The sequence below is a fragment of the Pseudomonas sp. OIL-1 genome, assembly GCF_010669185.1.
Classification (GTDB): domain Bacteria; phylum Pseudomonadota; class Gammaproteobacteria; order Pseudomonadales; family Pseudomonadaceae; genus Halopseudomonas; species Halopseudomonas profundi.
In genome coordinates this window covers 701553-726098 of sequence record NZ_CP048629.1, presented here as the reverse complement: position 1 = coordinate 726098, position 24546 = coordinate 701553, and the positions used below count along the sequence as shown (strand labels likewise).

General features: G+C 59.9%; 20 protein-coding genes. 9 read left to right on the top strand and 11 right to left on the bottom strand.

Annotated features, from left to right (window positions below; all coding sequences use genetic code 11):
* Positions 1-13: 13 nt before the first annotated feature.
* Positions 14-1786, bottom strand: coding sequence for an N-acetylglutaminylglutamine amidotransferase (locus G3M63_RS03295; protein ID WP_163981855.1), 1773 nt, complete (start codon positions 1784-1786; stop codon positions 14-16).
* Positions 1787-2050: 264 nt separating this feature from the next.
* Between G3M63_RS03295 and G3M63_RS03290 the strand changes: the two genes are divergently transcribed.
* Positions 2051-2518 (top strand): MarR family winged helix-turn-helix transcriptional regulator, encoded by a 468-nt coding sequence (locus tag G3M63_RS03290; RefSeq protein WP_163981854.1) that lies wholly within the window; start codon positions 2051-2053, stop codon positions 2516-2518.
* Positions 2519-2572: 54 nt separating this feature from the next.
* Here the strand turns inward: G3M63_RS03290 and G3M63_RS03285 are convergent, their stop codons facing one another.
* On the bottom strand, positions 2573-4033 hold the full coding sequence (locus G3M63_RS03285; protein ID WP_218573649.1) for a phospholipase D-like domain-containing protein: 1461 nt from the start codon (positions 4031-4033) through the stop codon (positions 2573-2575).
* Positions 4034-4447: 414 nt separating this feature from the next.
* Here G3M63_RS03285 and G3M63_RS03280 point away from each other — a divergent pair, with 414 nt between their 5' ends.
* Genes G3M63_RS03280 through G3M63_RS03270 form a run of 3 tightly spaced genes read left to right on the top strand, consistent with a single transcriptional unit; the run spans position 4448 to position 7646 of the window.
* Positions 4448-7072 carry a YdbH domain-containing protein gene (locus G3M63_RS03280; protein WP_163981853.1) on the top strand — a complete coding sequence of 875 codons (2625 nt, stop codon included), beginning with the start codon at positions 4448-4450 and terminating at the stop codon, positions 7070-7072.
* A 19-nt stretch (positions 7073-7091) separates the two neighbouring features.
* A complete protein-coding gene (locus G3M63_RS03275) occupies positions 7092-7283 on the top strand; it encodes a YnbE family lipoprotein (protein ID WP_163981852.1) in 192 nt (63 codons plus the stop codon).
* Between the two features lie 18 nt (positions 7284-7301).
* Positions 7302-7646 carry a YdbL family protein gene (locus G3M63_RS03270; RefSeq protein WP_150301729.1) on the top strand — a complete coding sequence of 115 codons (345 nt, stop codon included), beginning with the start codon at positions 7302-7304 and terminating at the stop codon, positions 7644-7646.
* Between the two features lie 523 nt (positions 7647-8169).
* On the opposite strand, the gene G3M63_RS03265 is transcribed toward G3M63_RS03270, so the two are convergent.
* Positions 8170-8373 carry a hypothetical protein gene (locus tag G3M63_RS03265; protein WP_150301730.1) on the bottom strand — a complete coding sequence of 68 codons (204 nt, stop codon included), beginning with the start codon at positions 8371-8373 and terminating at the stop codon, positions 8170-8172.
* A 197-nt stretch (positions 8374-8570) separates the two neighbouring features.
* On the opposite strand from G3M63_RS03265, the gene G3M63_RS03260 reads away from it, so the two are divergent.
* Positions 8571-9041, top strand: coding sequence for an NfeD family protein (locus G3M63_RS03260; protein ID WP_150301731.1), 471 nt, complete (start codon positions 8571-8573; stop codon positions 9039-9041).
* A 20-nt stretch (positions 9042-9061) separates the two neighbouring features.
* Positions 9062-9991: an SPFH domain-containing protein gene (locus G3M63_RS03255; protein ID WP_150301732.1), complete on the top strand. Its 930-nt coding sequence runs from the start codon at positions 9062-9064 to the stop codon at positions 9989-9991.
* 77 nt (positions 9992-10068) lie between these two features.
* Here the strand turns inward: G3M63_RS03255 and G3M63_RS03250 are convergent, their stop codons facing one another.
* Both G3M63_RS03250 and G3M63_RS03245 read right to left on the bottom strand, forming a co-directional pair.
* Positions 10069-13212: an efflux RND transporter permease subunit gene (locus tag G3M63_RS03250; protein WP_163981851.1), complete on the bottom strand. Its 3144-nt coding sequence runs from the start codon at positions 13210-13212 to the stop codon at positions 10069-10071.
* Positions 13209-14465: an efflux RND transporter periplasmic adaptor subunit gene (locus G3M63_RS03245; protein WP_163981850.1), complete on the bottom strand. Its 1257-nt coding sequence runs from the start codon at positions 14463-14465 to the stop codon at positions 13209-13211. The genes G3M63_RS03250 and G3M63_RS03245 overlap by 4 nt, the downstream gene beginning before the upstream one ends.
* A 241-nt stretch (positions 14466-14706) precedes the next feature.
* On the opposite strand from G3M63_RS03245, the gene G3M63_RS03240 reads away from it, so the two are divergent.
* From G3M63_RS03240 to G3M63_RS03230, 3 genes are all read left to right on the top strand, one after another.
* Complete coding sequence (locus G3M63_RS03240) at positions 14707-16401, top strand: long-chain fatty acid--CoA ligase (RefSeq protein WP_256669927.1); 1695 nt, start codon at positions 14707-14709, stop codon at positions 16399-16401.
* A 140-nt stretch (positions 16402-16541) separates the two neighbouring features.
* A complete protein-coding gene (locus G3M63_RS03235; protein WP_178100932.1) occupies positions 16542-17519 on the top strand; it encodes a calcium/sodium antiporter in 978 nt (325 codons plus the stop codon).
* A gap of 92 nt (positions 17520-17611) precedes the next feature.
* Positions 17612-18328, top strand: a complete 717-nt coding sequence (locus G3M63_RS03230) for a VC0807 family protein (protein ID WP_150301735.1) — start codon at positions 17612-17614, stop codon at positions 18326-18328.
* Positions 18329-18363: 35 nt separating this feature from the next.
* Here the strand turns inward: G3M63_RS03230 and G3M63_RS03225 are convergent, their stop codons facing one another.
* The 6 genes from G3M63_RS03225 to G3M63_RS03200 all read right to left on the bottom strand — a co-directional run bounded on the left by G3M63_RS03225 (position 18364) and on the right by G3M63_RS03200 (position 24481).
* Positions 18364-19488 (bottom strand): aminotransferase class V-fold PLP-dependent enzyme, encoded by a 1125-nt coding sequence (locus G3M63_RS03225; protein WP_150301736.1) that lies wholly within the window; start codon positions 19486-19488, stop codon positions 18364-18366.
* A 441-nt stretch (positions 19489-19929) separates the two neighbouring features.
* Entirely contained in the window at positions 19930-20535 is a 606-nt protein-coding gene (locus tag G3M63_RS03220) for a TetR/AcrR family transcriptional regulator (RefSeq protein ID WP_150301737.1), read from the bottom strand.
* A gap of 51 nt (positions 20536-20586) precedes the next feature.
* Positions 20587-21360, bottom strand: coding sequence for a hypothetical protein (locus G3M63_RS03215; RefSeq protein ID WP_150301738.1), 774 nt, complete (start codon positions 21358-21360; stop codon positions 20587-20589).
* A 261-nt stretch (positions 21361-21621) separates the two neighbouring features.
* Entirely contained in the window at positions 21622-22446 is an 825-nt protein-coding gene (locus G3M63_RS03210; protein WP_150301739.1) for an ABC transporter permease subunit, read from the bottom strand.
* A complete protein-coding gene (locus G3M63_RS03205; RefSeq protein WP_150301740.1) occupies positions 22443-23348 on the bottom strand; it encodes an ABC transporter permease subunit in 906 nt (301 codons plus the stop codon). Before G3M63_RS03205 ends, G3M63_RS03210 begins: the two co-directional genes overlap by 4 nt.
* Positions 23345-24481: an ABC transporter ATP-binding protein gene (locus G3M63_RS03200; RefSeq protein WP_150301741.1), complete on the bottom strand. Its 1137-nt coding sequence runs from the start codon at positions 24479-24481 to the stop codon at positions 23345-23347. The genes G3M63_RS03205 and G3M63_RS03200 overlap by 4 nt, the downstream gene beginning before the upstream one ends.
* Positions 24482-24546 lie beyond the last annotated feature (65 nt).

Sequence of the window (24546 nt, the reverse complement as noted above, 5' to 3'; positions counted from 1 at the left end):
CCGTCATAGCGGATCAGAGTTCGTGCGCCTCCAGCCAGAGCCCAAGGACGGCGAGCTGCCACAGCTTTGACCCGCGAAGCGGCGTGATATGGCTCTTCGGGTCCTGGAGCAAGGTGTCCACATAGTCGGTATCAAACAGGCCACGCTCGCGGGCCCGCTGGCTGGTCAGCGCCTCGCGTACCCAATCCAGCGTACCGCCTTCCAGATACTTCAGCCCCGGCACCGGAAAATAGCCCTTGGGCCGGTCAATCACCGCGGCGGGAATCACCTTGCGTGAGGCTTCCTTCAACACATACTTGCCCTCGTCGGGCAGCTTGTATTTGCCGGGTATGCGCGCTGCCAGCTCGACTACTTCGTGATCGAGGAAGGGCACACGTGCTTCGAGACCCCAGGCCATGGTCATGTTGTCGACGCGTTTGACCGGGTCATCCACCAGCATCACCGAGGTGTCCAGGCGCATGGCCTTGTCCAGGCCGCTGGTCGCACCGGGCTGGGCAAAGTGATCGCGAATGAACTCGCCAGCGTAATCCTGTTGTGCCCAGGCGGGCTGGACTGTGCGGCGATATTCCGCAAAATCACGGTCCATGAAGGCCTGCTGATAGGCCGCCAGCGGGTCGTCCGCTTCATCGACCTTGGGATACCAGTGATAACCGGCAAATATCTCGTCCGCCCCCTGTCCGCTCTGCACCACCTTGCAGTGCTTGGACACTTCCCGCGACAGCAGGTAGAAGGCGATGCAGTCATGGCTGACCATTGGCTCGTTCATCGCGCGGAAGGCGCTGGGCAGCTCGGTGAGGATTTCCTGCTCGGGAATCATCAACTGGTGGTGGTCGGTCGCAAAATGCTCGGCGATCAGATCCGAATATTTGAATTCGTTACCGGCTTCACCGTTCACGTCAGCAAAGCCAATCGAGAAGGTTTGCAGCTTGTCTGCGCCGGCTTCGCGCAGCAGCCCGACCAGCAGGCTTGAATCCACGCCACCCGACAGCAGCACACCCACATCCACGGCGGCCAGATTGCGGCGTTTGACCGAGGCACGCAGGCTATCGAGTACCCGGTCCTGCCAGTCGTCGAAGGTCAGATCCTGCTCTTCGGCGCGGGCACCATATTGCACGGTCCACCAGCATTCCTGTTGCTGGCTGCCGTCCGCGTTAATCCGCAGCCAGTGCGCTGGGGGCAATTTCTCGACCCCGGCCAGCATGGTGCGCGGCGCTGGCACCACGGCATGGAACGACAGGTAATGATTGAGTGCTACCGGATCGATAGAGGTGTCCACACCGCCACCCTGCAACAGCGCCGGCAGACTGGAGGCAAAGCGCAGGCGCTCGCCGGTGCGGTTGATGTACAGCGGCTTGATGCCCAGGCGGTCGCGGGCGAGAAACAGGCGCTGCGCGTCGCGCTCCCAGATGGCAAAGGCGAACATGCCGTTCATGCGCGGCAATAGTTGTTCACCCCAGGCGTGATAGCCCTTGAGCACAACCTCGGTGTCGCCGCCGGAATGGAAGCGGTACCCCATGGATTCCAGCTCGGCGCGCAGTTCCGGGTAGTTATAGATCGCGCCGTTGAAGACCATCGACAGGCCGAGCTCGGCGTCAGCCATGGGCTGCCCTGAAGCGGCATGCAGATCCATGATCTTGAGGCGGCGGTGGCCGAATCCCATCGGCCCCTGTGACCACAACCCGGCACTGTCCGGCCCGCGCTTGATCATGTGATGCGTAATTCTATCCAGGGCGCCCATGTCCGCGGGTGCCCCGTCAAAGCGAAGTTCTCCAGCTATTCCACACATAGTCTCGTCCGTTTGAAAGAAATGGGGCCAAAAACGCTTTCTCGGGTGTTTTGGCTATGTGATCGCCGATTAAAACAGCCAACTATTTTGAAGTCAAAATACTAATGTTGTAGCATTCCTGTTTCCGATGCACTGAAAGCGCCGTTTGCTGGGGTTCATAGCTTTCGTTAGCGCGTCGAAAAAGTTTATCTAGTTATTACTGTAATATTTAGGGTTTGTGGCAAAATGCCGCCTTCGTTCGACGTGCCGCCGGAGTCAGACACCATGCACATGATGCACGACCTTTACCTTTCCCTCAGACGACTGCAGCGAGCCAGTGAGATTCATGCCAAACGCCTTGGCCGGCACAGCGGACTGACGCCTATCCAGCTGTTGATCCTGCACAGCATCAAAGCCATGGGCGAGGGTACTCTGGGCCAGCTGGCAAAGCAGGTCAGCGTGTCTCAGGCGACGCTCAGTACTATCATTGACCGCCTCGAGAACCGAGAGTTGCTTCATCGTATTCGCAGCCAGCGTGACAAGCGCAAAGTGCATCTGGCGCTGACCGATAAGGGCCTGGCCGCTATCCAGGCAGAACCCGCCTTGCTGCCAAGCCAGTTTCTTGATCGTTTCGGTCAGCTGGCTGATTGGGAGCAGCTGATGTTGCTGGCCAGCCTGCAACGGGTAGCCGGCCTGCTCGAAGCGGACCAGAACGGGTCTGCAGCATGGTTCGAGAACGAGACGGTGGCGTGACGAGGGAGTCCGCCTCCTAGGTTGGAGGCGTCTGCGGGTGTTGCCGCTCTGGGCTTAGAACGTAGAGATTCCGGTCGCTTCCATCAGCCGGTACAGAGCATAGCGAGCCCACGAATGATCGGCGAATTCGTCATAAGGCTGGCTGTAGGTTGCGCCGTCAGCATTTGACCAAACCTTTTCGAATACCTGGCGGCTTTCATCCAGCACAGGATGCTGCGTCGCGACCAGCCGGACGCTGGTTTCCAGATTGAGATCATCAAGGTTGCGGCGGGTGAAGTTGGCCGAGCCGCTGATCAATTCGGCACCGCCATTGGCTCGATCCAGCCGAATCCATTTGCGATGACATTGCTCGCCCTGGGTAAAACACCAGCGCAAATCGATACCGGCTTTATGCAGATCCCAGGCAGCCTGACGGTTCGGAATGCCATTCTTTTCCCGACCGAAGGCGTCGCGGTTCGGGTCGAGGATCGCTCTTATGGTTACGCCGCGTTGGTGAGCGCTGATCAGCGCGTCTATGACCGGTCGATGGGATAGATAGAACACTTCCATATCCAGACGGTCGCCCCGTTCTGACGAGTTGATCATTGCCAGTAACGCGTCGCGAATGGCGCCTTCGGTCAGTATCTGGATCGCAGGGTCAGGGGAGACAGGCACGGGCGCGGGTGGTGCAGGCCAGTTCGCACCGATCGCAGCGTCGGACATGCTTGATACGGCACGCTCGGTTTGCAGGAGATCCAGCACGGCGGCGCCACTGAAGCGAATGGCATTATTGCTGTGCCGGCTGCTGGCATCCTGGGGGTTGGCGGATGTGATCAGGCCAACCCAGTCATCACCCTGATCGACGACCAGCGTCTTGCGGTGGTTGGCCCGGAAATTCAGCAGATGCAGATAGGTCCGCAGCGTGACGTCCTCATCGGCTACCGGGTTGGGTAACCAGCCGCCGTCTGGATTGTTACCGACCCAGCTACAGCACAGCATCCACAATCCGGACCATACCGGGTTCGAGGCGGGGAGCCGGTCAACATTGGTATACACCACCTGGACACCGGATTCGGCCAGCTGCTCAAGATGCGGCGAACGCAACCCGCCATAAAGATGATTGAACGGGTCGGTGATGAGTACCACCTCGATGCCTGGCTGTGCCTGCCGCGCCGCGATCAGGGCTTCGGTCATTTGCGTGGTCAGGGGGCGATAGCTGTCCTCGGCCGCGAACTCATTGAACAGAAACATGTCGACCACAATGAGCTTGCGCGCTTGGTCGATCAGTCTGAACACTTCGTCGAATATCTGCTGCTCGCTGACTGGCTCGCCATCGGCCGAGCGGTAGGTTTGATCAGTCAGTAAGGCCAGATCGCCTGCAGGACGCAGTGGGCCGGCGAACGACATGCCCGTCGGCAGCGGTCGTAGTGCCTGATAAACCGCCAGGGCGATCCAGATCAGCAGGAATGCCAGCGCAAACATGCTGAACACTCCTATGTGGCGTCGCGGGCGGTTCAACCGCGCTAATGCGTCCATGTATCAGCTCCAGGCCCAGGCGTGTGATGTCTGGCGCCATGCTAACCTGACAACAGACCTTTGAGGAGATGTAGGGTCTGTTGACGTTTCATCGCGGCCGCGACGGAGGCCCGTTTGGTGCAGAACAAGGCGCGAGGAGAGGGATTTGTTCAACACATCCATGTGCTTCACCCCTGCGGGGCTTGCGCGCAAAAACGCTCCAGGCGTTTTTGTGGTCATTCCAAATAAACGACGAGCAACGCAGTGCTGCGCAAAACGGGGTCCGTCCCTTCGGGTGGGGCCGCCTAGGCTGCGGTTCCAAATACCGCCATGCAGTGTTGCAGGACTTGGCGAGGGAACAACCATTGCCTGCGTCCCGCGCCTTGCGGAACGCCGCCCGGCCTTGCGGCATTTGACACAGCAACGCGGCCCGCTATGAAACGTCAACAGACCCTAATGCGGACCGCGTTCCGGATCCTGATCGTGGTGCTTGCATTGATAACGCTGGCCGGCATCTTTGCCGTGCAGTCAGCGCAGCGAGCGTTACGGGATGCCGGCGTCGAACATCTCGACTGGCGAGGCGTGAGCTGGTCGGGCAACGAGTTGAGCGTCGCGGAGATCACCGGCCGATACGCAGCCGAACAGGGCGATCTGGGTTTTGCCGCCTGGGGCGTTCAGGTCAAACTGGTGTGGGAAGCAGGGCCGCGCCTGGAGTTGGTTGATGTGCGGGATCTGGATCTTGACTGGCGTCCCACGCCCGGTATGACCTTTGAAGATCCCATGCTTGACCCGAACCCCGGCTCACCGGCGCCGGCGTCGATTGATCAATCGCCCGCTTCGCTGGATCCGCGCGACTGGCTGCACGTGCCGCACTGGTTTCCCGCCGAGGCTGCTATCCGAGATCTGAGTCTGAGCATGCCCTGTCAGCAGGAGACCTGCGAGCTCAGCGGTTCGTTTGATGCGCGGCGCAATGTCATTTCTGCCAACTCGTTCGCCGCGCAGCTTGCTCTGCTGTCCGGCACGGAAAGTCTGGCTTTGAGCGTCGACTTGCGCGACGAGGCGGACGACCTTGTGCTCAGCAGCGATCTTGCGCTCTCAGGCCAGCACGCCCTGGCGCTGCGCGCGGATTGGCGAGGCGCTACAGATTCTGCTCAATGGCAAGGCAGCGTGAGCATGCCCGGCTGGCCGGACGCCAACTGGTTGTTCGGATTCGTTGATCCATGGCTGAAGCCAGGAACCCTGCCGCTGGAGCAGTTGCCGACTGGCCTGCAGTTCGATGCGAACTGGGTGCTGCAGCCCGGTCGAACGCCCGTTCAGTGGACGGATTTGCTGGCCGGAGCCGTGCGAGTCAAGGGCCAGCTCAACCTGCCGCAGCCCTGGGACGTCAAAGATGTCGGGGCTGTCAGCGGGGCGGCTGATTTTGATTTCCAGGGCGATAAGGGCGCCTGGTTATTGCACCAGGGTACAGCCAGCGTACAGCTGGAGCGGTTGAGTTGGCCGGCATTGGCGAATCTGCCCGCCGACGTGCGTCCGGTCTCCCTGCAGGCTGTTATTGAACCAGAGCCGGGTTCCACTGAAGGCTGGCGGGCCGCGTTGCCGCTGACGTTCAGCGCGACCCTGGGCGGTCCGGTTACCGGTACGCTCGATACCAGGCTCAGTCTGACCAACAACCCGGCGCTGCAAGCTGAGTTACATCAGGGTCGTCTGCAACTGGTGGGTGGCCGTATCGATTATGCCGGCGCCCGATTCCAGGATCTGCGGGCCGATTTGTCTTTCGAGGGGCTGGTCAATCAACAGTTGCTGAGCCTTACCCTGGGCAAGTCATCCCGTCTTGATTCAGCTGCATTGCGACTGGGCGAGGCAGACGTCTCGCTGATCGATACGCGACTGGAACTGGCCGGACTCAAGCTAGATATACCGTTTGACGGCCAGGACGCCACACGGCTCGACGCACCCATCCGCCTTGGCGCTTCCAGACTGGAGCATGCCATGCTACGCCCGCAAAGTTGGAGCCTGGTTGGCAGGCTGGGCTATGGCGAAAAAGGCCTGGACTGGAAGGGCGTGGCGGCGGCGGCAAGCGGTTTGCAGTTCGGTCTGGACATGACCTGGCCAACAAACGCCGGCTGGCGGGCACGGCTGACGCCTGACGCAATCTTCCTGCGCGCGGACAATCCGCTCGCGCTGACGCTCACCGATTGGCCTGCATTGCTTGACCTGAGCGCAGGCAAGTTGACCGCCAACTTCGATGCCAGCGGTCATTCCTCTATCGAGCGGCTGTCCGGGCGGATCGACCTTTCGGGCGGCAGCGGCATATATGACCGCACGGAATTCAGCGGCCTTGATCTGCCGCTGACCATGGAACTGAAAGGTGAACAGGTCACCCTGGCAACATCGGCTATAACGCTACAGTCCATCAATCCCGGCCTGCCAGTCGGCCCTGCCCGTTTTGACGGCCGCTATCAAGCGACACTCGGGCAAACGCTGGCTGGCGAGCTGCATATCGAACACGCCTCCACTGATTTGCTGGGCGGTCGGCTATTGCTGCAACCGACCACACTCGATTTTTCCCATGCGCGTCAGAAGCTCATGGTGCAGATGCAGGGCGTCGAGCTGACCGAGCTGTTCAAAGCCTATCCAGCGGAAGGGCTCAGTGGGCACGGCATTATTGACGGTCAGTTGCCGGTCACCCTGACGGATAACGGCGTAATCATCGAGAATGGTTCGCTGAGGGCGCGTGAGCCGGGTGGTGCCCTGCAGTATCGCTCGGACAGGCTTGCCGGGCTCGGCGACAACCCCGGCATGCGTGAGCTGGTGCTAGCGCTGGATGATTTCCGGTACAGTGTGCTCGCGAGCGATATCGACTATGCCGAAAACGGTACACTCGTACTCGGCCTGCGTCTTGAGGGGCATAATCCAGAGCTGCAGCAGGGCCGTCCGGTGCACCTCAATGTACGTCTGGAAGAAGATATCCCGGCGCTGCTGGCCAGCCTTCAGCTGAGCGGACAGGTCAGCGATATCATTCAGAAACGGGTTCAGGAGCGGCTGCTGCAGCGGCGCTGACCCAGCAGAGGAGAGCCTCATGCGTTGGCGAATGTTTCCGATAGCGGCAATGGCTGTGGTGTTCATGGCAGGTTGCGCACCCACGGTAAAGCTGGAAGCGCCCAGTGAACCAATCAACATCAACCTGAACGTGAAGATTCAGCATGAGATCTACGTCAGGGTCGACAAGGAGCTCAATGAGCTCTTCAGTGAATCGAGTGGGTTGTTCTGACAATCCCGGGGGAATGACATGCGTATGACTATCAGGATGGGCGGCCTTTTACTGGCGCTGATGATGAGTATGCCGGTGCTGGCGATGAGCCTGAACGAGGCGATGTCGGCGTTGCCGGCGGCTAAAGCGGCCGGCCAGCTTGGCGAGCAACCCAATGGTTATCTCAGTGTGGTGAACCCGGGCGGCGAGGCGGCGGAAATTGCCAGTCAGATCAACCAGGCACGCCGTAATGAATATCAGAAACTGGCCAAGGAAAACGGTATCCAGCAAAGTGACGTGGAGTCGATGGCCGGCAAAAAGGCCATCGAGCGTACAGCGCCGGGGCAGTACATCATGCTCAATGGGGTGTGGATGAAGAAGTGATGTGACTCGGGGGCGGTTCATCTCAACCGTCCCTGAGTAGGTCTTACGTAGGCGTTAGCTGGCGCGAGGCGACAGCGCTGCGCCGACACGCTGCAAGTGCATCCCTGTAAGCTCGTCGATGACATCCCTGTCATCGCACGGTCGACTCAACCCTGTCGCCTCGCTTTGCATGAACGTTCGAGTTGCCGGATGGCAAATTCCAAGCAGGTTTTTCTTCGTATCACGCGGATGTTCGAACAAGCCCACCGGCTGTCAGGGTGGAGCAAGTGTTGAAAACAGGGATGTTTTCACCAAGCCCCCACGGATGGGTTCACGGCGTTTTGCTCAATCCTGGCTGACGGTGGGCGACAGGCTTCGATCTGGCCTGGTGGATCGCTGCGCTGAATCTCCCCTAACCCCTCTTTTTCAAAGAGGGGGACTGGTCGGAGTGGTGGCTGGTTAGGTTTCAGGCTCGGACATACCTAATGCTGCAATTACGCCGATGCAGGACCAGGCCCACCGGCTCTCAGGGGTCGGTTGAGCCTTACTTGTCGGCGTCCGCGTCCTCCTTGCGTTCCTCATCCTTTTTGAAGTTCTCCCAGTCTTCCCAGTCATGTGGCGTGCCGGCCTTGGGCGGCTCGGGGTGGGTAGCACGTTCCAGTGATTTGCCCTTCAGGCTTGAGTCCTTGAGTTCGTCCTTTTTGTCTTCTTCCAGTCCATGCTTTTTCAGATATTCGTCGGCGCGCATATAACCTCCGCAGGAGTCGGCAAAAACCGGTGTGGTTATATCTCCGACAAGCCGAATCCGGCACTGTTGCATTTTGCCTGGTGCAGGTCGGTCGGCGAGACAGGTTATCGCCACGACATTGTGCTGCAAGCTCGTACGGGCGCCTTCGCATTCTGCTAGGCTTCCGGCTTTGTCGGCATATCTAAGGGATGAGTTTGATGCTTACGATTGACCTACTCAATAATTATGCATTCTGGCTGGTGCTCGGGTTTCTGCTGCTGATTTCGGAGCTGGCCGCTCCGGGCGTGGTTGCGGTGTTTTTTGGAATCGGCGCGCTGGTAGTCGGACTGCTTACGCTCGTGGGCGTGATTGACAGTCTGCCGGTGCAGCTGTTGTGTTTCTCGGTGGTCAGCCTGCTGGCGCTGTTCGGCTTGCGCCGGCGGTTTCGCCGTTGGTTGCATGGTGACGTATCCGACCGGGCCAGCGGGCCGGATGAGGGCGATCTGGTCGGCGCACGGGTTGCCGTACTGGAGGATTTCGAGCAGGGCGTAGGCGCAGTGCAGTTGAACGGCGCCAAATGGGACGCCGAGTCCGACGAACCATTGAAAACAGGCGACGCTGCGTGGGTTTCGGCCCACCGCGGCATCGTTTTAAGGGTGACTGCAAAGTGCCCTGTGACAGCTGAATAACCACACAACGGAGTAACAGCATGGAAATCGCTACAATCATTTCATTGGCCTTCCTGGCCCTCATCGTCATCACCATCGCCAAGACCGCGCAGATTGTGCCGCAACGGTCAGCCTACGTGGTCGAACGGCTGGGCAAGTACACCAAGACCCTGGACGCGGGCTTTCATCTGCTGATTCCCTTCGTCGACCGGATCGCCTATCGCCATACCCTCAAGGAAGAAGCCATCGACGTAGAGCGTCAGGCCTGTGTGACCAAGGACAACATCCAGGTAGTGGTCAACGGCGTGATCTATCTGCAGGTGGTCGATCCCAAGGCCGCAAGCTACGGCATCAACGATTACCGCTACGCCGCCATGCAGCTGGCGCAGACCACGCTTCGTTCGGTGGTCGGCAAGATCGATCTGGACAAGACCTTCGAGGAACGCGAGACCATCAACGTGCAGGTCGTCGACGCACTGGACGAAGCTGCCCGGCCCTGGGGTGTGAAAGTGATGCGCTATGAGATCGCCGATATCGAGTTGCCCGCGACCATTCTCGATGCGCTTGAGAAACAGATGCGCGCCGAGCGGGAGCGTCGTGCGGTGGTGGCACAGTCCGAAGGCGAGCGTCAGGCCAAGATCAACGTTTCCGAGGGGATCAAGCAGGAGACCATCAACCTCTCCGAAGCCGACAAGATGCGCCAGATCAACGAAGCCGAGGGTAAGGCGCGTCAGATCGAACTGGTCGCTGAGGCCACCGCCCAGGGCTTGCGCCTGGTTGCCGAGGCGATCAATACCCAGGGCGGCAAGGATGCTGTTGCGCTGCGCGTTGCCGAGCAGTATGTGAATGAGTTCGGCAAACTGGCCAAGACCAACAACACCATGATTCTGCCCGCGGAGCTGAGCAATATCGGCGCTGCCGTCGCGGCGATTACCAAGACTCTGGATACGGTCAAGCAACCGAACGTTTAACCCACTTCGGCCAGCGCACCGGCATTGCCGGTGCGCCAGGCGCTGCAGCAGGCTCCCTGTTTTACCGCATCAACCTCTTACCCCTCAGCTCCCGCTGTAGCGGCCTTGCCGCGATTTTCCTTGTACCCCTCCAGCACCGACAGCAACGCCGGAATAACCAGCAGCACCAGCATGGTCGAGAAGCCCAGGCCGAAGGCGATTGATGTCGCCATGGGTATCAGAAACTGTGCCTGCAGCGAGGTCTCGAAGAGCAGGGGCAACAGGCCGCCAATAGTGGTTAGCGAGGTCAGCAGCACAGCGCGCAGCCGCTGGACTACCGCTTCGCTGATGGCGTCATTGATGTCTAACCCCAGCTTGCGCTGATCCTGATAGAAGCTCACCAGAATGATCGAATTGTTGACCACGATCCCGGACAGGCCGAACAGACCGAACATCGACAGGATGGTCATGTGCAGTCCCATGAACCAGTGCCCGAGCAGGGCACCGACCAGTGCTAGTGGGATCACTGACATGACGATCAGCGGCGTGGTCCAGGAGGTGAATACCCAGACCAGCACCGCATACATCAGCAACAGGCCAATGATCAGCCCTGCCTTCATGTCGGCCATGGTCTCGCGCTGGTCCGCCGAGCGGCCTTCGAAGCTGTAACGAACGTTGTGCGCAGCGGCCAGGTCGGGCAGCACGCCGTTGATGACTTCCATCACCTCACCGGCGGTGGTCTGCGTCGGGTCGAGGTCGGCGGTGACCTCCACGGCCAGATGGCCTTCTGCATGGCGCAGTGCTTCAAAACCCTGCCCCGCACTGAAAGTAGCGACCTGACCCAGCGGCACGAAGCGACCATCGTCCAGCCGGATAGTCATATCCCCGAGGCTGGCCAGTTGTTCACGCTCCTTGCGCGGTAGCTGCACGCGTACTTCGATTTCATCCGAGCGATGCTGATAGATCTGGGCAAGGCGGCCGTCGTAGGCGGCGCGCAATTGTCGTCCAAGGCTTTCCGTACTCAGTCCCAGCGCCTGGCCGTAGGGCGTGAGGCTGTAGATCAATTGCTCGCGGCCCCAGGCCATATCGTCTTCGGTGCTGATGACGCCGCCAATGGACGCAATCATCACGCCCAGGGCGTCGGCGGCGTCTTTCAGTTGCACCGGATCATCGCCGGTCAGGCGCACATTGATATCCTTGCCGGGCGGGCCCCCGGTGCGCTCATTGATCACCAGTCGATCGATACCGGCGGGGAGTTCGATGCGCTCGCGCCAGGCGCGGATGAATTGCTGGTTTCGAACGTCACGGTGATCCGGCGATTGCAGCTCGACCATGATCGATCCAAGCTGGTCACCGGCCCGACCCATGCCAGAGGGGCCGGTTACTTCACCCAGGCTCACCACTGCGGTCAGGATCAAGTCTTCACCCAGCGCCTGCTCGGTGTCATTCAGGGTTTCCTGCAGATGAATCAGGAATTGATCGACCTGCTCGCGTGGCGTGCCCGCGACGAAGCTCACACTGGCATTGAGCACCTGCGGTTCCGGCGTCGGGAAGAAACTGAAGCCAATGCGCCCCCCGCTGATCAGCCCCACGGTAAGGATGACGCTGACCAGCGCGCAGGCGAGGGTGGCGCCCCGGTGGCGCAGCGACAGTTCACTCAAACGCCGGAATCGCTGCTGACGGAAACGATCGAAACCCACATCGAAGCGCGCACGTACGGCGTCCACCCGATTGCCCACGCTGCGTAGCCAGCCTGTACTGGTATTGATCGGCTTCGGTTGGAAGGCATTGCGCAGATGGTGGGGCAGGACCAGAAAACATTCGAGCAGTGAGGCGATGAGGACACAGATCATCACCGTCGGGATGTCGCCAAGAATGCTGCCGTAGATGCCACCAATCATCAGCAGCGGCATGAAGGCGGCGATGGTGGTGAGCGAGGAGGCCACCACGGGCCAGAGCATGCGGTGCGCCGCGCCGTCCGACGCCAGCCCTGGCTGCTCGCCATTGCGAAAATGCGCATCGGCATCTTCACCGACCACGATCGCATCGTCGACGATCACACCCAGCGCCATGATCAACGCGAACAACGAGATCATGTTGATCGACCCACCGATCAACCAGAACACCGCCAGTGCGGCGAGGAACGCGGTGGGAATACCGACCGCGACCCATAGCGCCACGCGACCGGGCAGGAAGAAATACAGCAACAGGATGACCAGTGCCAGCCCTCCGACGCCGTTATTGATGAGCAGGCTGATGCGCTCGTCGATAGCTTCCCAGGCCTGATCATGTACGTGTAGGGAAAGGTCCGGCGGCAAGGTCGGGCGCACTTCGGCAAGCCAGTCGTTGAGGATTTCCGCCGCCACCAATGAGTCGCCATTCTCGGCGCGCTGTAGTATCAGCTCCACCGCCGGATAGCCTTTGAAGCGTAGCTCCGGCTGATTGCGCATGGCTTCCTGGCGGATGTTCGCCACATCCCCCAGGCGCAGGTGATTACCTTCGCCGGGTTCCAGCGGGAGGTTGGCGAATTGCTCGGGCGCGCGGCGCTGCTCGACTGCACGGAGCTCGCGGGCGGCGTCCAGCTCACCGGCCAGACCGGCGGGCAAATCCCGGGATTCGGCAGCGACCCGTTCTGCCACCTGATCCAGCGACATGCCCAGCTCCTGCAGTCGCTGATTGGAAATCTCGATACTGATCTGCTGTTCCGGCAGTCCACGGATTTCGACACGGTCAACGCCGTGATCGAGCAGGTCAATTTCCAGCCGGTTGGCGGCGCTGCGCAATTCGTGGTCGGCCAGCGGGCCATATAGCAGAATCTTGGCCACCGGCTCGTAGCGGGCAACCCGCGTGACTTCCGGACGTTCCGCATCGCCTGGGAGGTTGCGGAACTCGTCCACCTGCTGGCGCGCATCGTCCAGCGCCACGATTGGATCGGTGCCTTCACGGAATTCCAGGGTGATACTCGAAACGCCCTGGGCAGAGGTCGAGGTCATCGATTTGAGGTTTTCGATGTTGCGCAGCCGCTGTTCCAGTGGCTGGGTGATTGCCTGCTCGACGTCCTCCGCGGCAGCGCCGCTCCAGATCACCCGCACGGTGACGAAATCCAGTGCGAAGGTCGGAAAGAACTGGATGTTCATGCGCATCAGGCCGAGCACGCCGCCGCCGAGCATGATCAGCATCAGCAGGTTGGCGGCGACCTTGTGCCGGACGAAGAAGCTGATCGCGCTCGACTTGCCATTCATCGCGCCGGCTCCGGCGGATTACCCTTGTCCGCCTCGACGGCATCCACCTTCAGACCCTTCATGGCGTTGGGCAGATGGGTGGTAATGATCTGCATGCCGGGTTGCAGCTCCGGGGATTGCACCAGCACCCAACGCTCGCCCGACTCCATGAGAATTTCGCCGACCTGCTGGATGGCCAGTCGGTGCATGCGCCCGTCTAGCAGCTGATAGATGGTGTCATTGCCATAGATGGAGCTGTAGGGGAGCGCCACGCTGTTGTCACTGGCCGGTCGCGCTACGCTGATCGCCAGCAGGTTGCCCGCGCGCAAGCCGGGGTGCGGCTGATCCAGCTTGAAGAGCGCCTCGACCCCGCGCGTATCGGCCTGGCCAGCAATGCGTTGCAGGGTCAGCTGCACCGGTGGATCGGTATTCAATGCCGTGGCGGGCAATCGCTTGCCGTTGTTCAATGCGCTGATGAACGCCTGGCTATAGATCTGCGGCAGCGTGGCGCGCAGTTCCATGTCTCGCAGCGGGTAGAAATCCAGCAATGCGGCGTTGGCTGCGACCTGGTCGCCGACCGCCACGCGCACCTCACCGACAACGCCATCAAAGGGCGCGCGGAAGCGGCTGCGCTCGACGTCTCGTTGAGTGCTTTCCAGTTCGGCACGGGCGCGCTCAACGCGCGCCTGCAGGCCGGCCATGCGGCTCGGATACCCTTCGATGTTACGTTCACGAATGGCAACGGTGAGCGCTGCCCTGTCCAGCGCGTCGGTGGCCGCGTCCAGTTCGGCCTGCGGCGACAGGCCGCGATCAACCAGTTGCTGCATCCGCTCCAGGGCCTTGTTGGCGTTGGCCTGGATGCGGCGCTCGAGTTTCAGTGCACTTTGATCATTTTTGTGAGCCAGGCGCGCGTTCTCCAGCTGGGACTCGGCATCGGCCAGATCCGCGCGCGCCTGTTGCAGCCGGGGCATCACATCCGCTTCGTCCAGCGCCACCAGCAGTTCGCCTTCATCAACCAACTCGCCGTCACGCACCGGCAGTTCGCCGATTCGCCCCGCCATCGGCGCCACACTGGTCAGGCGCAGGGGGGACTCGAGCCGGCCATATAGAGTCAGGCTGGGTTGGAAGGCTTCGGGTTGAATGTGCAGGGTTTCTACCCGCCAGCTACGCTCAGTCGGTGTCACCGGTTCGGGTACCGGTCTGGTCACTTTGAGCAGGATGAAGCCGAGAATGCCGACAGCAATAATTGTTATAGGTACGAGGCGCTTGCGCATTGTGTATCTCAGGCAGAAAAATCAGTGGCTCTGTATAGCCTTTTGCAGGCATTCGTAGCAATAGCCGCGGTGACGCAGATGGCTGGCCTGTGAGCGAAGCGGCCCCTTGCCCGGTCTATCCCGGCTTAACGCAGCCTATAGCGTGATATATCGGCGGTGGATGCACGTTTCTGAAGGGCCAGCGTCAGGCTAGTTTCATGCTGTCGACCTACTCAAAAAAAACAATACGCGGAGTGCCATTGTGAATAGCGAAATGCCCTGGTTGCGATCCTATCCGGACAATGTTGACTGGAACGCCGCTTTGCCGGCTCGGCCTGTATATGAGCTGCTGTCCGATGCGGTACGCCATTTTCCCGACAATCCCGCCATCAATTTCCTCGGTCATCGGCTCAGTTATCGTCAGCTGGATGACCTGATCTCCCGGGCTGCAGCGGGCCTGCAGCATCTGGGCGTAGGCCCTGGCGTGCATGTTGGCCTGTACCTGCCTAACACGCCGCATTATTACATCAGTTTTTTCGCGGTCCTGCGGGCCGGCGGCACCGTGGTCAATTATTCGCCGCTGGATGCCGAGCGCACGCTCGAGCACAAGATCGAGGATAGCGAGACCGAAGTGATGGTGACGCTGGATCTGGCCGCGTTCTACCCGAAGATGGCCAGTCTGCGTCAGCGAACCCGGTTGCAGACCCTGGTTGTTGGCGGCATGACGGATTTCTGCGGGCCGGGCGTGACTCCCGGTGCTGATCAGCTTGGGCCATCGGTGGAGGTTGGGTTCGACTCGAGCTGCGTTGCGTTTACCCACCTGCTGGATAACACCGGTGAGTATCGTGCCTTCGCGCTGGACGGTCCCGAGTCGACGCTGGCGGTGCTGCAATACACCGGCGGCACCACGGGTGCGCCCAAGGGCGCGATGCTTACCCACGGCAACATCGCTTCGGCCTGCGCACAGCTGAAGGAAATCCTCGATGTGGCGCTGGCCCCTGGCCAGGAACGGGTGCTGGCAGTGCTGCCGCCTTTTCATATCTATGCGCTGATGATCAACATGGTGTTTGGCCTGAGCATGGCGGCTGAGGTTTACCTGCATCCGCGCTTCGACGCGCCGACGGTGTTACGGGAGATCAGCGAGAACAAGATCACCACCTTTCCGGGTGTGCCGACCATGTTTATTGGCCTGCTGGGACACCCCGACACGCCGCAGCATGACCTGACCTCCCTTAAGCTGTGTAATTCGGGCGGTGCGCCGTTGCCTACCGAAGTTCAGCAGCGCTATCTCGACATGGCCGGCTGCAGTCTGCGTGAAGGGTGGGGTATGACTGAGACGACGACGACCGGGACGTTCTCGCCCATGGGCGCTGAACCGCGCCCTGGCTCCTGTGGCATTCCGATGCCAGGTACGCGTATCCGCATCGCTCCGCTGGACGGCCCCTCAGGCAGCCTCGCCCCGGGGGAGCGCGGCGAAGTCTGCATCAGTGGTCCAAATGTGACGGTAGGCTACTGGAAGCGCCCGGATGCAACTGCCGAAGCCATGACAGATGACGGCTATCTGCGTACCGGTGACATCGGTTATATGAACGAGGATGGCTACCTCTATATCGTCGACCGGACCAAGGACATGATTCTGTGCAGCGGTTTCAACGTTTACCCGCGCACCATCGAAGAAGCGATTTATGAACATCCCTCGGTCGAGGAGGTCTCTGTTATCGGTGTGGACGATGCCTATCGGGGGCAAGCGCCCAAGGCGTTCATCAAGCTCAAGGCTGGCGCGCAGGCTTTCGATTTTGCAGAGCTCCAGGCGTTTCTGGAGCCGCGTCTGGGCCGGCATGAACGACTGCAGGCAATGGCCATACGCGACGCCTTGCCGAAAACACCCGTCGGCAAGCTGTCAAAAAAGGAGCTGTACGAAGAAGAGCGGGTGCAATTGACCAGTCAGACCGCCTGAACGGCAGCACCCGGTGTGCGCTTTGCTATGAATGGGCGCTGGCTTTGTCGGATAATGCAGGGCCTGTGAATGTGCCGTTGCCACTACAACGAAGCATCTACAGGCCTTATTCCATTCATAGAACGCAAGGTTTTCATTTCATGCTGATGGCACTGCTCGCTGTAATTGCCGGACTCGCACTACTCGTCTGGAGCGCTGACCGCTTCGTTGATGGCGCCTCGGCCACGGCTACTCATGCGGGTATGCCGCCGCTGTTGATCGGTATGCTGGTCATCGGCTTTGGTACTTCGGCTCCGGAAATGGTCGTTTCGGCGTTGGCAGCCTCGCAGGGCAACCCCGGGCTGGCGCTGGGCAATGCCTACGGCTCCAATATCACCAACATCGCGTTGATCATCGGCCTGGTCGCAGTGATCAGCCCCATCGTCGTGCACTCGCAGGTTGTACGCAAAGAGCTGCCTGTGTTGCTCGGCATTACGCTGCTCGCCGGTTATCAGTTGATTGACGGGAATCTCAGCCGGATGGACGCCTGGGTGCTGCTCGGCGCCTTCGCTTTGCTCATGGGCTGGTCAATCGTGCAGGGCATGCGCGGTCGCGGCGACACGCTGGAAGAGAACTACGACAGCGAGCTCAAGGAACACGCCATGCCATTGAAGAAGGCATTGTTCTGGCTGATCCTGGGTCTGGTGCTGCTGGTAGTCAGTTCCCGCGTGCTGGTCTGGGGCGCAGTGTTCATCGCCCAGAGTCTTGGCGTCAGCGATCTTATTATCGGTCTTACTGTGGTGGCGATAGGTACATCCCTGCCGGAACTGGCCTCTGCGCTGGTGGCGGTGCGCAAGAATGAGCATGACCTGGCACTGGGTAACGTCATCGGTTCGGGCATGTTCAATACGCTCGCCGTGGTGGGCATTGCTGCGGGCATCATGCCGCTGGCGGTCGAGCCGGTGGTGCTGTATCGCGACTGGATGGTGATGGCGGCCTTGACCGTAGCGCTACTGGTCATGTGTATCGGGCTGAACGGCAAGCAGGGGCGCATCAACAGAGTGGAAGGTGGGGTGCTGATGCTGGCGTATGTCTGTTACACCGGCTATCTCGTCTATACCATGATCAACCCGGGATAAGACCGGTCCCTAAAAAATCCGGTCCGGTCGGGCTCTTTGCCGAGTGCGTTCCGTGTAACATGACCCGACCACCCGGAATCGTCTGAGCCATCATGACCGACGCTACACAACAGAAAGTACCGCAGCACAAACCCCGGCCGATGGTCGATCTACTGGTCAGTATCGTTATCCCTTCGGTGATACTGATGAAGTTCAGCGGTGAGGATGACCTCGGTGCTGCGCAGGCATTGATGCTCGCGCTGGCCTTTCCCATCTGCTGGGGTCTGTTCGAGCTGGTGCGCTATCGCAAATTCAACTTCATCGCCATGCTCGGCGTGATCAGTGTGTTTCTGACTGGTGGCATCGGCCTGATGGAGCTGGACCCCAAATGGCTGGCGATCAAGGAAGCGGCGGTGCCGGGTCTGATCGGCATCGCCGTGCTGGTGTCCACCCGCACGTCTTACCCGCTGATTCGCACGCTGCTATACAACGACAGGGTATTGAATGTGCGCCGGGTCAATGAGCGGCTGGAAGAGCGTGGGCTGATGGACATATTCGAATTGCGCTTGTTGAAAGCCACCTACTTTCTGGCGGGCACCTTCTTTTTCTCCTCACTGGCCAATTACACCCTGGCCAAATGGATAGTGGTCAGCCCGGCGGGGACCAGCGCGTTCAATGAGGAATTGGGGCGCATGACCCTGGTCAGCTATCCGGTGATAGCCATTCCTTCGATGGTCATGATGATGGCGATTCTGTTCTATCTCTGGCGCACCATTCATGGCCTGACCGGCCTGAAGATGGAAGACATCGTCGCGCACCCACCGAAATAGATCAGAGGAAGCCATTGCGGCTTCCTCTGCTTGCGTTACATCCGCTCTAACGCTTCGCGGAGCCTGGCAACGGTCTGCTCAACATTGTGCAGCTTGTCCAGGCCGAACAGGCCGATGCGGAAGGTCTTGAAGCTGGCCGGCTCGTCGCACATCAACGGCACGCCTGATGCCGTCTGCAGGCCGTGCTCGATGAACGCCTTGCCGCTCTGGATGCCATCGTCGCTGGTATAGCTGACGACAACGCCGGGCGCCTCGAAACCCTCTGCAGCAATGCTCTTGAAACCCTTCTCGGCCAGCAATGCGCGTACCGCCTTGCCCAGCGCCAATTGCTCCTGCTTGACCTTGTCGAAACCGTAGTCGCGTGTTTCCAGCATGGTGTCGCGGAACTGCTTCAGTGCGTCGGTGGGCAGAGTAGCGTGGTAGGCGTGGCCGCCGTTCTCGTAGGCTTGCATGATCTGCAGCCATTTTTTCAGGTCGCAGGCGAAGCTGTTGCTGCTGGTCTCGGCGATACGCTCAAGCGCCAGCGGGCTGAACATGACCAGCGCGCTGCAGGGCGAGGCGCTCCAGCCCTTCTGCGGGGCGCTAATCAATACGTCCACGCCGCACGCCTGCATGTCGACCCAGAGTGTGCCGGAGGCAACACAGTCAAGTACGAACAAACCACCCACCTCGTGTACCGCATCGGCTACCGCGCGAAGGTAATCGTCCGGTAGAACGATGCCTGAAGCGGTTTCCACGTGGGGGGCAAATACCAGATCCGGTTTGCGCTCGCGGATGGTCGCCACGACTTCATCGATTGGCGCAGGGGCAAAAGGGGACTGTTCGTCAGCGCCGGTTTGCCGCGCTTTGAGCACGATCTCTTCGGCTGGCAACCGGGCCGCTTCGAAAATCTGACTCCAACGGTAGCTGAACCAGCCGTTGCGGATCACCAGGCAGCGCTTGTCCTGGGCAAACTGGCGAGCAACTGCTTCCATGCCATAGGTGCCGCCGCCCGGCACCACCGCCACACCGGCGGCCTGGTAGACGTCCTTGAGCGTGCCGGAAATGTCCCGCATGACCTGCTGAAAGGTGGTGGACATGTGGTTGAGCGAGCGGTCGGTGAAAACCACAGAATATTCGAGTAAACCATCGGGATCGATGCTTGGGTGCAGGCTGGACACGGCAGGTTCTCCAAATCAGGCGGAAGGTTGCGCCGGACCGGGCCGACGCGCCAAAGGTCCTATGCTACCTGATCTGAGCGATCATTTACTGCTGATGCTTTATGGCAACTGTGTTGGTTCTCTGGGCGAGTGAAAGAAATGCCAGAGGTGTGGCCGGCCAATCCGCGATCGCGCCGAGGCGATACGCGATACCCGCCAAGCCAGCCCTGTCGGCGCGCAGGCGCACGCCAACCCCAACCCCAGGGAAACCCCAAACCGCAGCCGAAGCGCACCCCTGGCGGTGTAGCGCGTCTGCGCTACGCCAAATCCGCAGCAACGCGAAACCCTGTGGGCGCATCCGAACGCGGCCCGAGACGCACGCCAACCCCAGGGAACCCCAGCCTCCCGCCTCCGGCTCTCACCGCTCGACCCAACAGCACCCCGCCGAGCCGGGCCGAAATATCACCCGGTACACAAACTCCAGCAGGCATCTCGGGCGGCATCGATATCGGCTTGATCCAGCCTCAGATAGCCATCGCGCTCAGCCTTCATCAGATTGACGAAGGCGCCCCATACCAGGGCCATCAGCACCTCGGCACGGATATCGCTGCGATAAATGCCTTTCTTTTGCATGCTGCGGTAATAGGACAGAACGGGGGCGAGGATCTTGCGTTCGAGCTCGCGGCTGGCCTGGTCCAGATACGGACGGTGGTCCTGTAATTCCATGAAGCGGTAGGAGTCGGGTGCTTCCCGGGTGAACTCGATCATGCGCTGCCAGATGACCGCAAACTGCTGCTGTGGTCCCAGGCTTTCGTCCAGTTCGCCGTAAAGACGCTTGCTCATGGCGAGCTTTTCCTCGCGGAACAGCTCGTTGACCAAGACTTCCTTGCTGACGAAGTAGCGGTAGATAGTACCCGTTCCCACGCCGGCCTGTTCGGCAAGCGTAGGCATCGGTACGCCATTGACACCACCTTCGGCAAACACAGTCAGCGCAGCGCGAAGGATCGCGCTGCGCTTGTCCTTGATCCGTGGCCGTGGTGCCTTGTTTCCCTTCGAATGACTATTCATTTGGGCATTCTAAAGGCAAACGGCCGGTTTTTGCAGCCCTCGTCCGTTCTGTCAGGTGTGAAATGTCTGGTAGGGCTGAAAAATACAGATATTGGTACCGCCCATGCTGTTGCCATCGGTGAGCTCGGTGAAGTAAGTGAAGCTCGTGTCGGCCTTGAGTTCGGCCTGGATGGTCAGTTTGTTGCGGTTCTTGCCTGCGTCCGGATCGGCGAAGCGCTGCAGGAAAATATTGTCCCACCAGTACAGGTTCTGAGGGTCGAATTCCTTACTGTTGCGGGCTTCACAGATACGGAAAACGTAATAAGCATCGACCCCGCTCAGTTCCTTGAACGACTCACAGCGGATTTCGACATTCTGCAACGACGCCTCTGCGGGCAACTTTTCGCCATTGCCCGGGGTATAGCTGGCTTTGAGGCGGTCGCGGATGGGCAGGTAGGCGCTCATCAGGCGTTCCGAGGGAGCGTTATCCTGGATGCGGGAAATAGTCTTGGTCGCCCCATCCTTGCACTTCACTTCGATGATGTATTCACCGGGCTCCATGAAGCCAGTGAGCAGGTTGATCATGTACCAATGGGAATTGGTGGTGCGGTCGTAGATATGACCGTTGAGATTGCTGATGGTGTAGGGCTGATTGGCCACTTCGACGAGGTATCCATTGGGACCACGCGCCGTGATGCTTTCGATCAGCTCGTGTACGGGCGCGCCGCCACTGGGATGGAAGGCGATCAGAAACTTGTGCTGTTCCTTGGGTAGGCCCGTGTCCTCGAAGTCCATATAGACGTTGCACGCCATCAGATCGTAGATCTCGACTTTGCCCTGGTTCATACGCGTCTCCTGCTGATTGTTTTTATGGCGACAGTTAATGAATGAACGTTCGTTCATTGACAAGGTTAACGCCGGCATCGGCGCTTGCCAAGTATTTGATGCAGCTTGCAGTGCGTTCTGATCGTTGGATTCAGATCCCGATTGGCGGCGGGCGAGTAAACAAGGCGGGAGGGAGACAGAAGAGAAAGCAGTAGATGACGTTGTATCGCCGGTTATCCGCCGTAGCGAGCGTCAGATAACCGGGGCAATGCCGGGGCTAGCTCAGGAGCTCGCGTTTGGGTTGCGGGCGCGCCGATCGGCGCTGCGCACAATCAGCCAGGCGAGCAGGGTGCAGAGCGCGACAGCCAGCAGGATGACGCTGGCAATGGCATTGATTTCAGGCTTGACGCCCAGGCGCACCGAGGAGAATACCTCCATCGGCAGCGTGGTGGCGCCCGGGCCCGACACAAAGCTGGCGAGTACCAGATCGTCCAGCGACAGGGAAAATGCCAACAACCAGCCGGCGGCAATCGATGGAGCGATCATCGGAACCGTGATCTGCAGAAAGGTCTTCCAGGGCGGGCAGCCAAGATCCAGCGCGGCTTCCTCCACTGACTGGTCAATTTCCCCGAGCCGGCTGCTGACGACAATGGCCACGTAGGAAGTAGCAAAGGTGGTGTGCGCGATCCATATGGTCACCATACCTCGCTCGGCCGGCCAGCCGACGGCCTGAGCCATGGCTACGAACAGTAGCAGCAGCGAAAGACCGGTAATTACCTCAGGCATGACCAGAGGTGCAGTGACCAGACCCGAGAACAGCGTCCGACCACGGAAGCGCTTGATGCGGGTCATGGCGAAGGCCGCCAATGTGCCCAGCGCCACGGCGGCGGTGGCGGTGAAGAAGGCGATCTGCAGACTGCGCTTGACCGCGCTCATCAGCCCGGTGTTATCCAGCAGGCCGATGTACCAGTGGATCGACCAGCCGCCCCATACCGTCACCAGTCGCGAGGCGTTGAACGAATAGATGACCAGAATCACCATCGGAAGATAGAGGAATACCAGGCCCAGCCAGAGCATGGCAGTGGAGAATGCCGGACGCCTGTTCATGCGTTTCGCTCCATGGCCCGTGACTGGTTGTAATGAAACAGGATGATCGGGATCAACAGCAGAGCGAGCATGACGATGGCCAGCGCGGAGGCAACCGGCCAGTCACGGTTGTTGAAGAATTCCTGCCAGAGCACCCGGCCGATCATCAAGGTCTCGGGTCCACCCAGCAGTTCGGGCACCACAAACTCGCCCACCACCGGGATGAATACCAGCATCGATCCGGCAATGATGCCGCTCCTGGATAGCGGTACGGTGATCTTCCAGAACGCTTTGATCTTGCCAGCGCCGAGGTCCATGGCGGCCTCGAGCAGGGTGTCGTCATGCTTGATCAGGTTGGCGTAGAGCGGCAGGATCATGAACGGCAGGTAAGCGTAAACGACGCCTATATAGACCGCCGTATCAGTGTTGAGAATCTGCAGCGGCGAGTCGATCAGGCCGGCCCACATCAGCGTCGAATTGAGCAGGCCATTGGTGCTCAGGATGCCCATCCAGGCGTATACGCGAATCAGTATGGCGGTCCAGGTAGGCATCATGATCAACAACAGATAGATCAGCTGCTTGTCCCGTGGCGCGCGGGTAATGGCATACGCCATCGGATAGCCCAGCGCCAGGCAGATCAGTGTCGAAAACAGGGCAATCTTCAGCGAGCCGAGATAGGCCGCGTAATACAACGAGTCCTCGCTGAGGAAGATGTAATTGCCGAGATTGATCGCAATGCTCAGCGACTGTTCGGCATATTCCAGCAGGGGCTGATACGGCGGTATGGCGATCGCCGCTTCCGAAAAGCTGATCTTCAATACGATCGCAAAGGGCAGCAGGAAAAACAGGAACAGCCACAGGTAGGGTGCGCTGATAACCCAGAAGCGACCGGTCGGCAGTAGGCGAGATGTCAGCTTGCTCATGAGGGCAGGACGACCCCGCTGTCGTTTTCCCAGCTGATGTAAACCTTGTCATCCCAGGTCATGCGCGGCATGCGGCGTTCGGAGTTGGCAAAGAACGCCTGCACGATCAGGCCACTGTCGAGTTTGATGTAATACACCGAATGCCCGCCGAGATAGGCAATGTCATGCACTTCACCGTGCGCCCAGTTATATTCCTGGTCGGGTTTGTCAGGGCTGACCCAGACCTTTTCCGGACGCAGGGCGAAAATGGTATGCCGGTCTTCTGCGCGGGTGCTGATGCCGTGCCCAATATAGATAGGCCGATCCAGCTTGGGACATTCGATGATGGCGTGGTCTTCCATGTCGACCGTCAGTTCACCCTCGAAGATATTCACGCTGCCAACAAATTCCGCCACGTGACGGCTTGCCGGGCTTTCGTAGATATCCATCGGCGTGCCGACCTGGGCAATCCAGCCCTGGTGCATGATGGCGATGCGTTGTGCCATGGTCATGGCTTCTTCCTGATCATGGGTCACCATGATGCAGGTCACACCGACGCGCTCGATGATCTCCACCAGCTCCAGTTGCATTTGCGAGCGCAGCTTCTTGTCCAGCGCGCCCATGGGCTCGTCCAGCAGCAGCAACTTGGGGCTTTTTGCAAGCGAACGCGCCAGGGCCACGCGCTGGCGCTGGCCGCCGGAAAGCTGATGCGGCTTGCGCCGGGCATATTCGCTCATGCGTACCAGCTTGAGCATTTCCGCCACGCGGTCTTTGATTTCAGCTTTGGACATCCTGTCCTGCTTCAGGCCGAAGGCGATATTCTGCTCCACGGTCATATGCGGGAACAGTGCATAGGACTGGAACATCATGTTGATCGGCCGTTGGTGCGGCGGTAGGTCAGTCAGATCCTGACCATCGAGCAATACCCGGCCTTCGCTCGGCCGCTCGAAGCCGGCGAGCATACGCAGCAAGGTGGACTTGCCGGAGCCGGACCCGCCGAGCAAGGCAAAGATTTCGCCACGATTCACCGTCAGACTGACATCGTCGACCGCCAACGCATCATCGAAGCGTTTGCTGATTCGTTCGATCTTGACGAATTCGTCAGGCTTGGCCTTGGCCATGGCCTGCTTCATGGCTCCTGCAGCGCCAACCATAGTGTTCTCCGTGCTCGGTATCGAATGAAGGCGTTACAGCTGTTGAGGCCTGATGTGCGCACCAA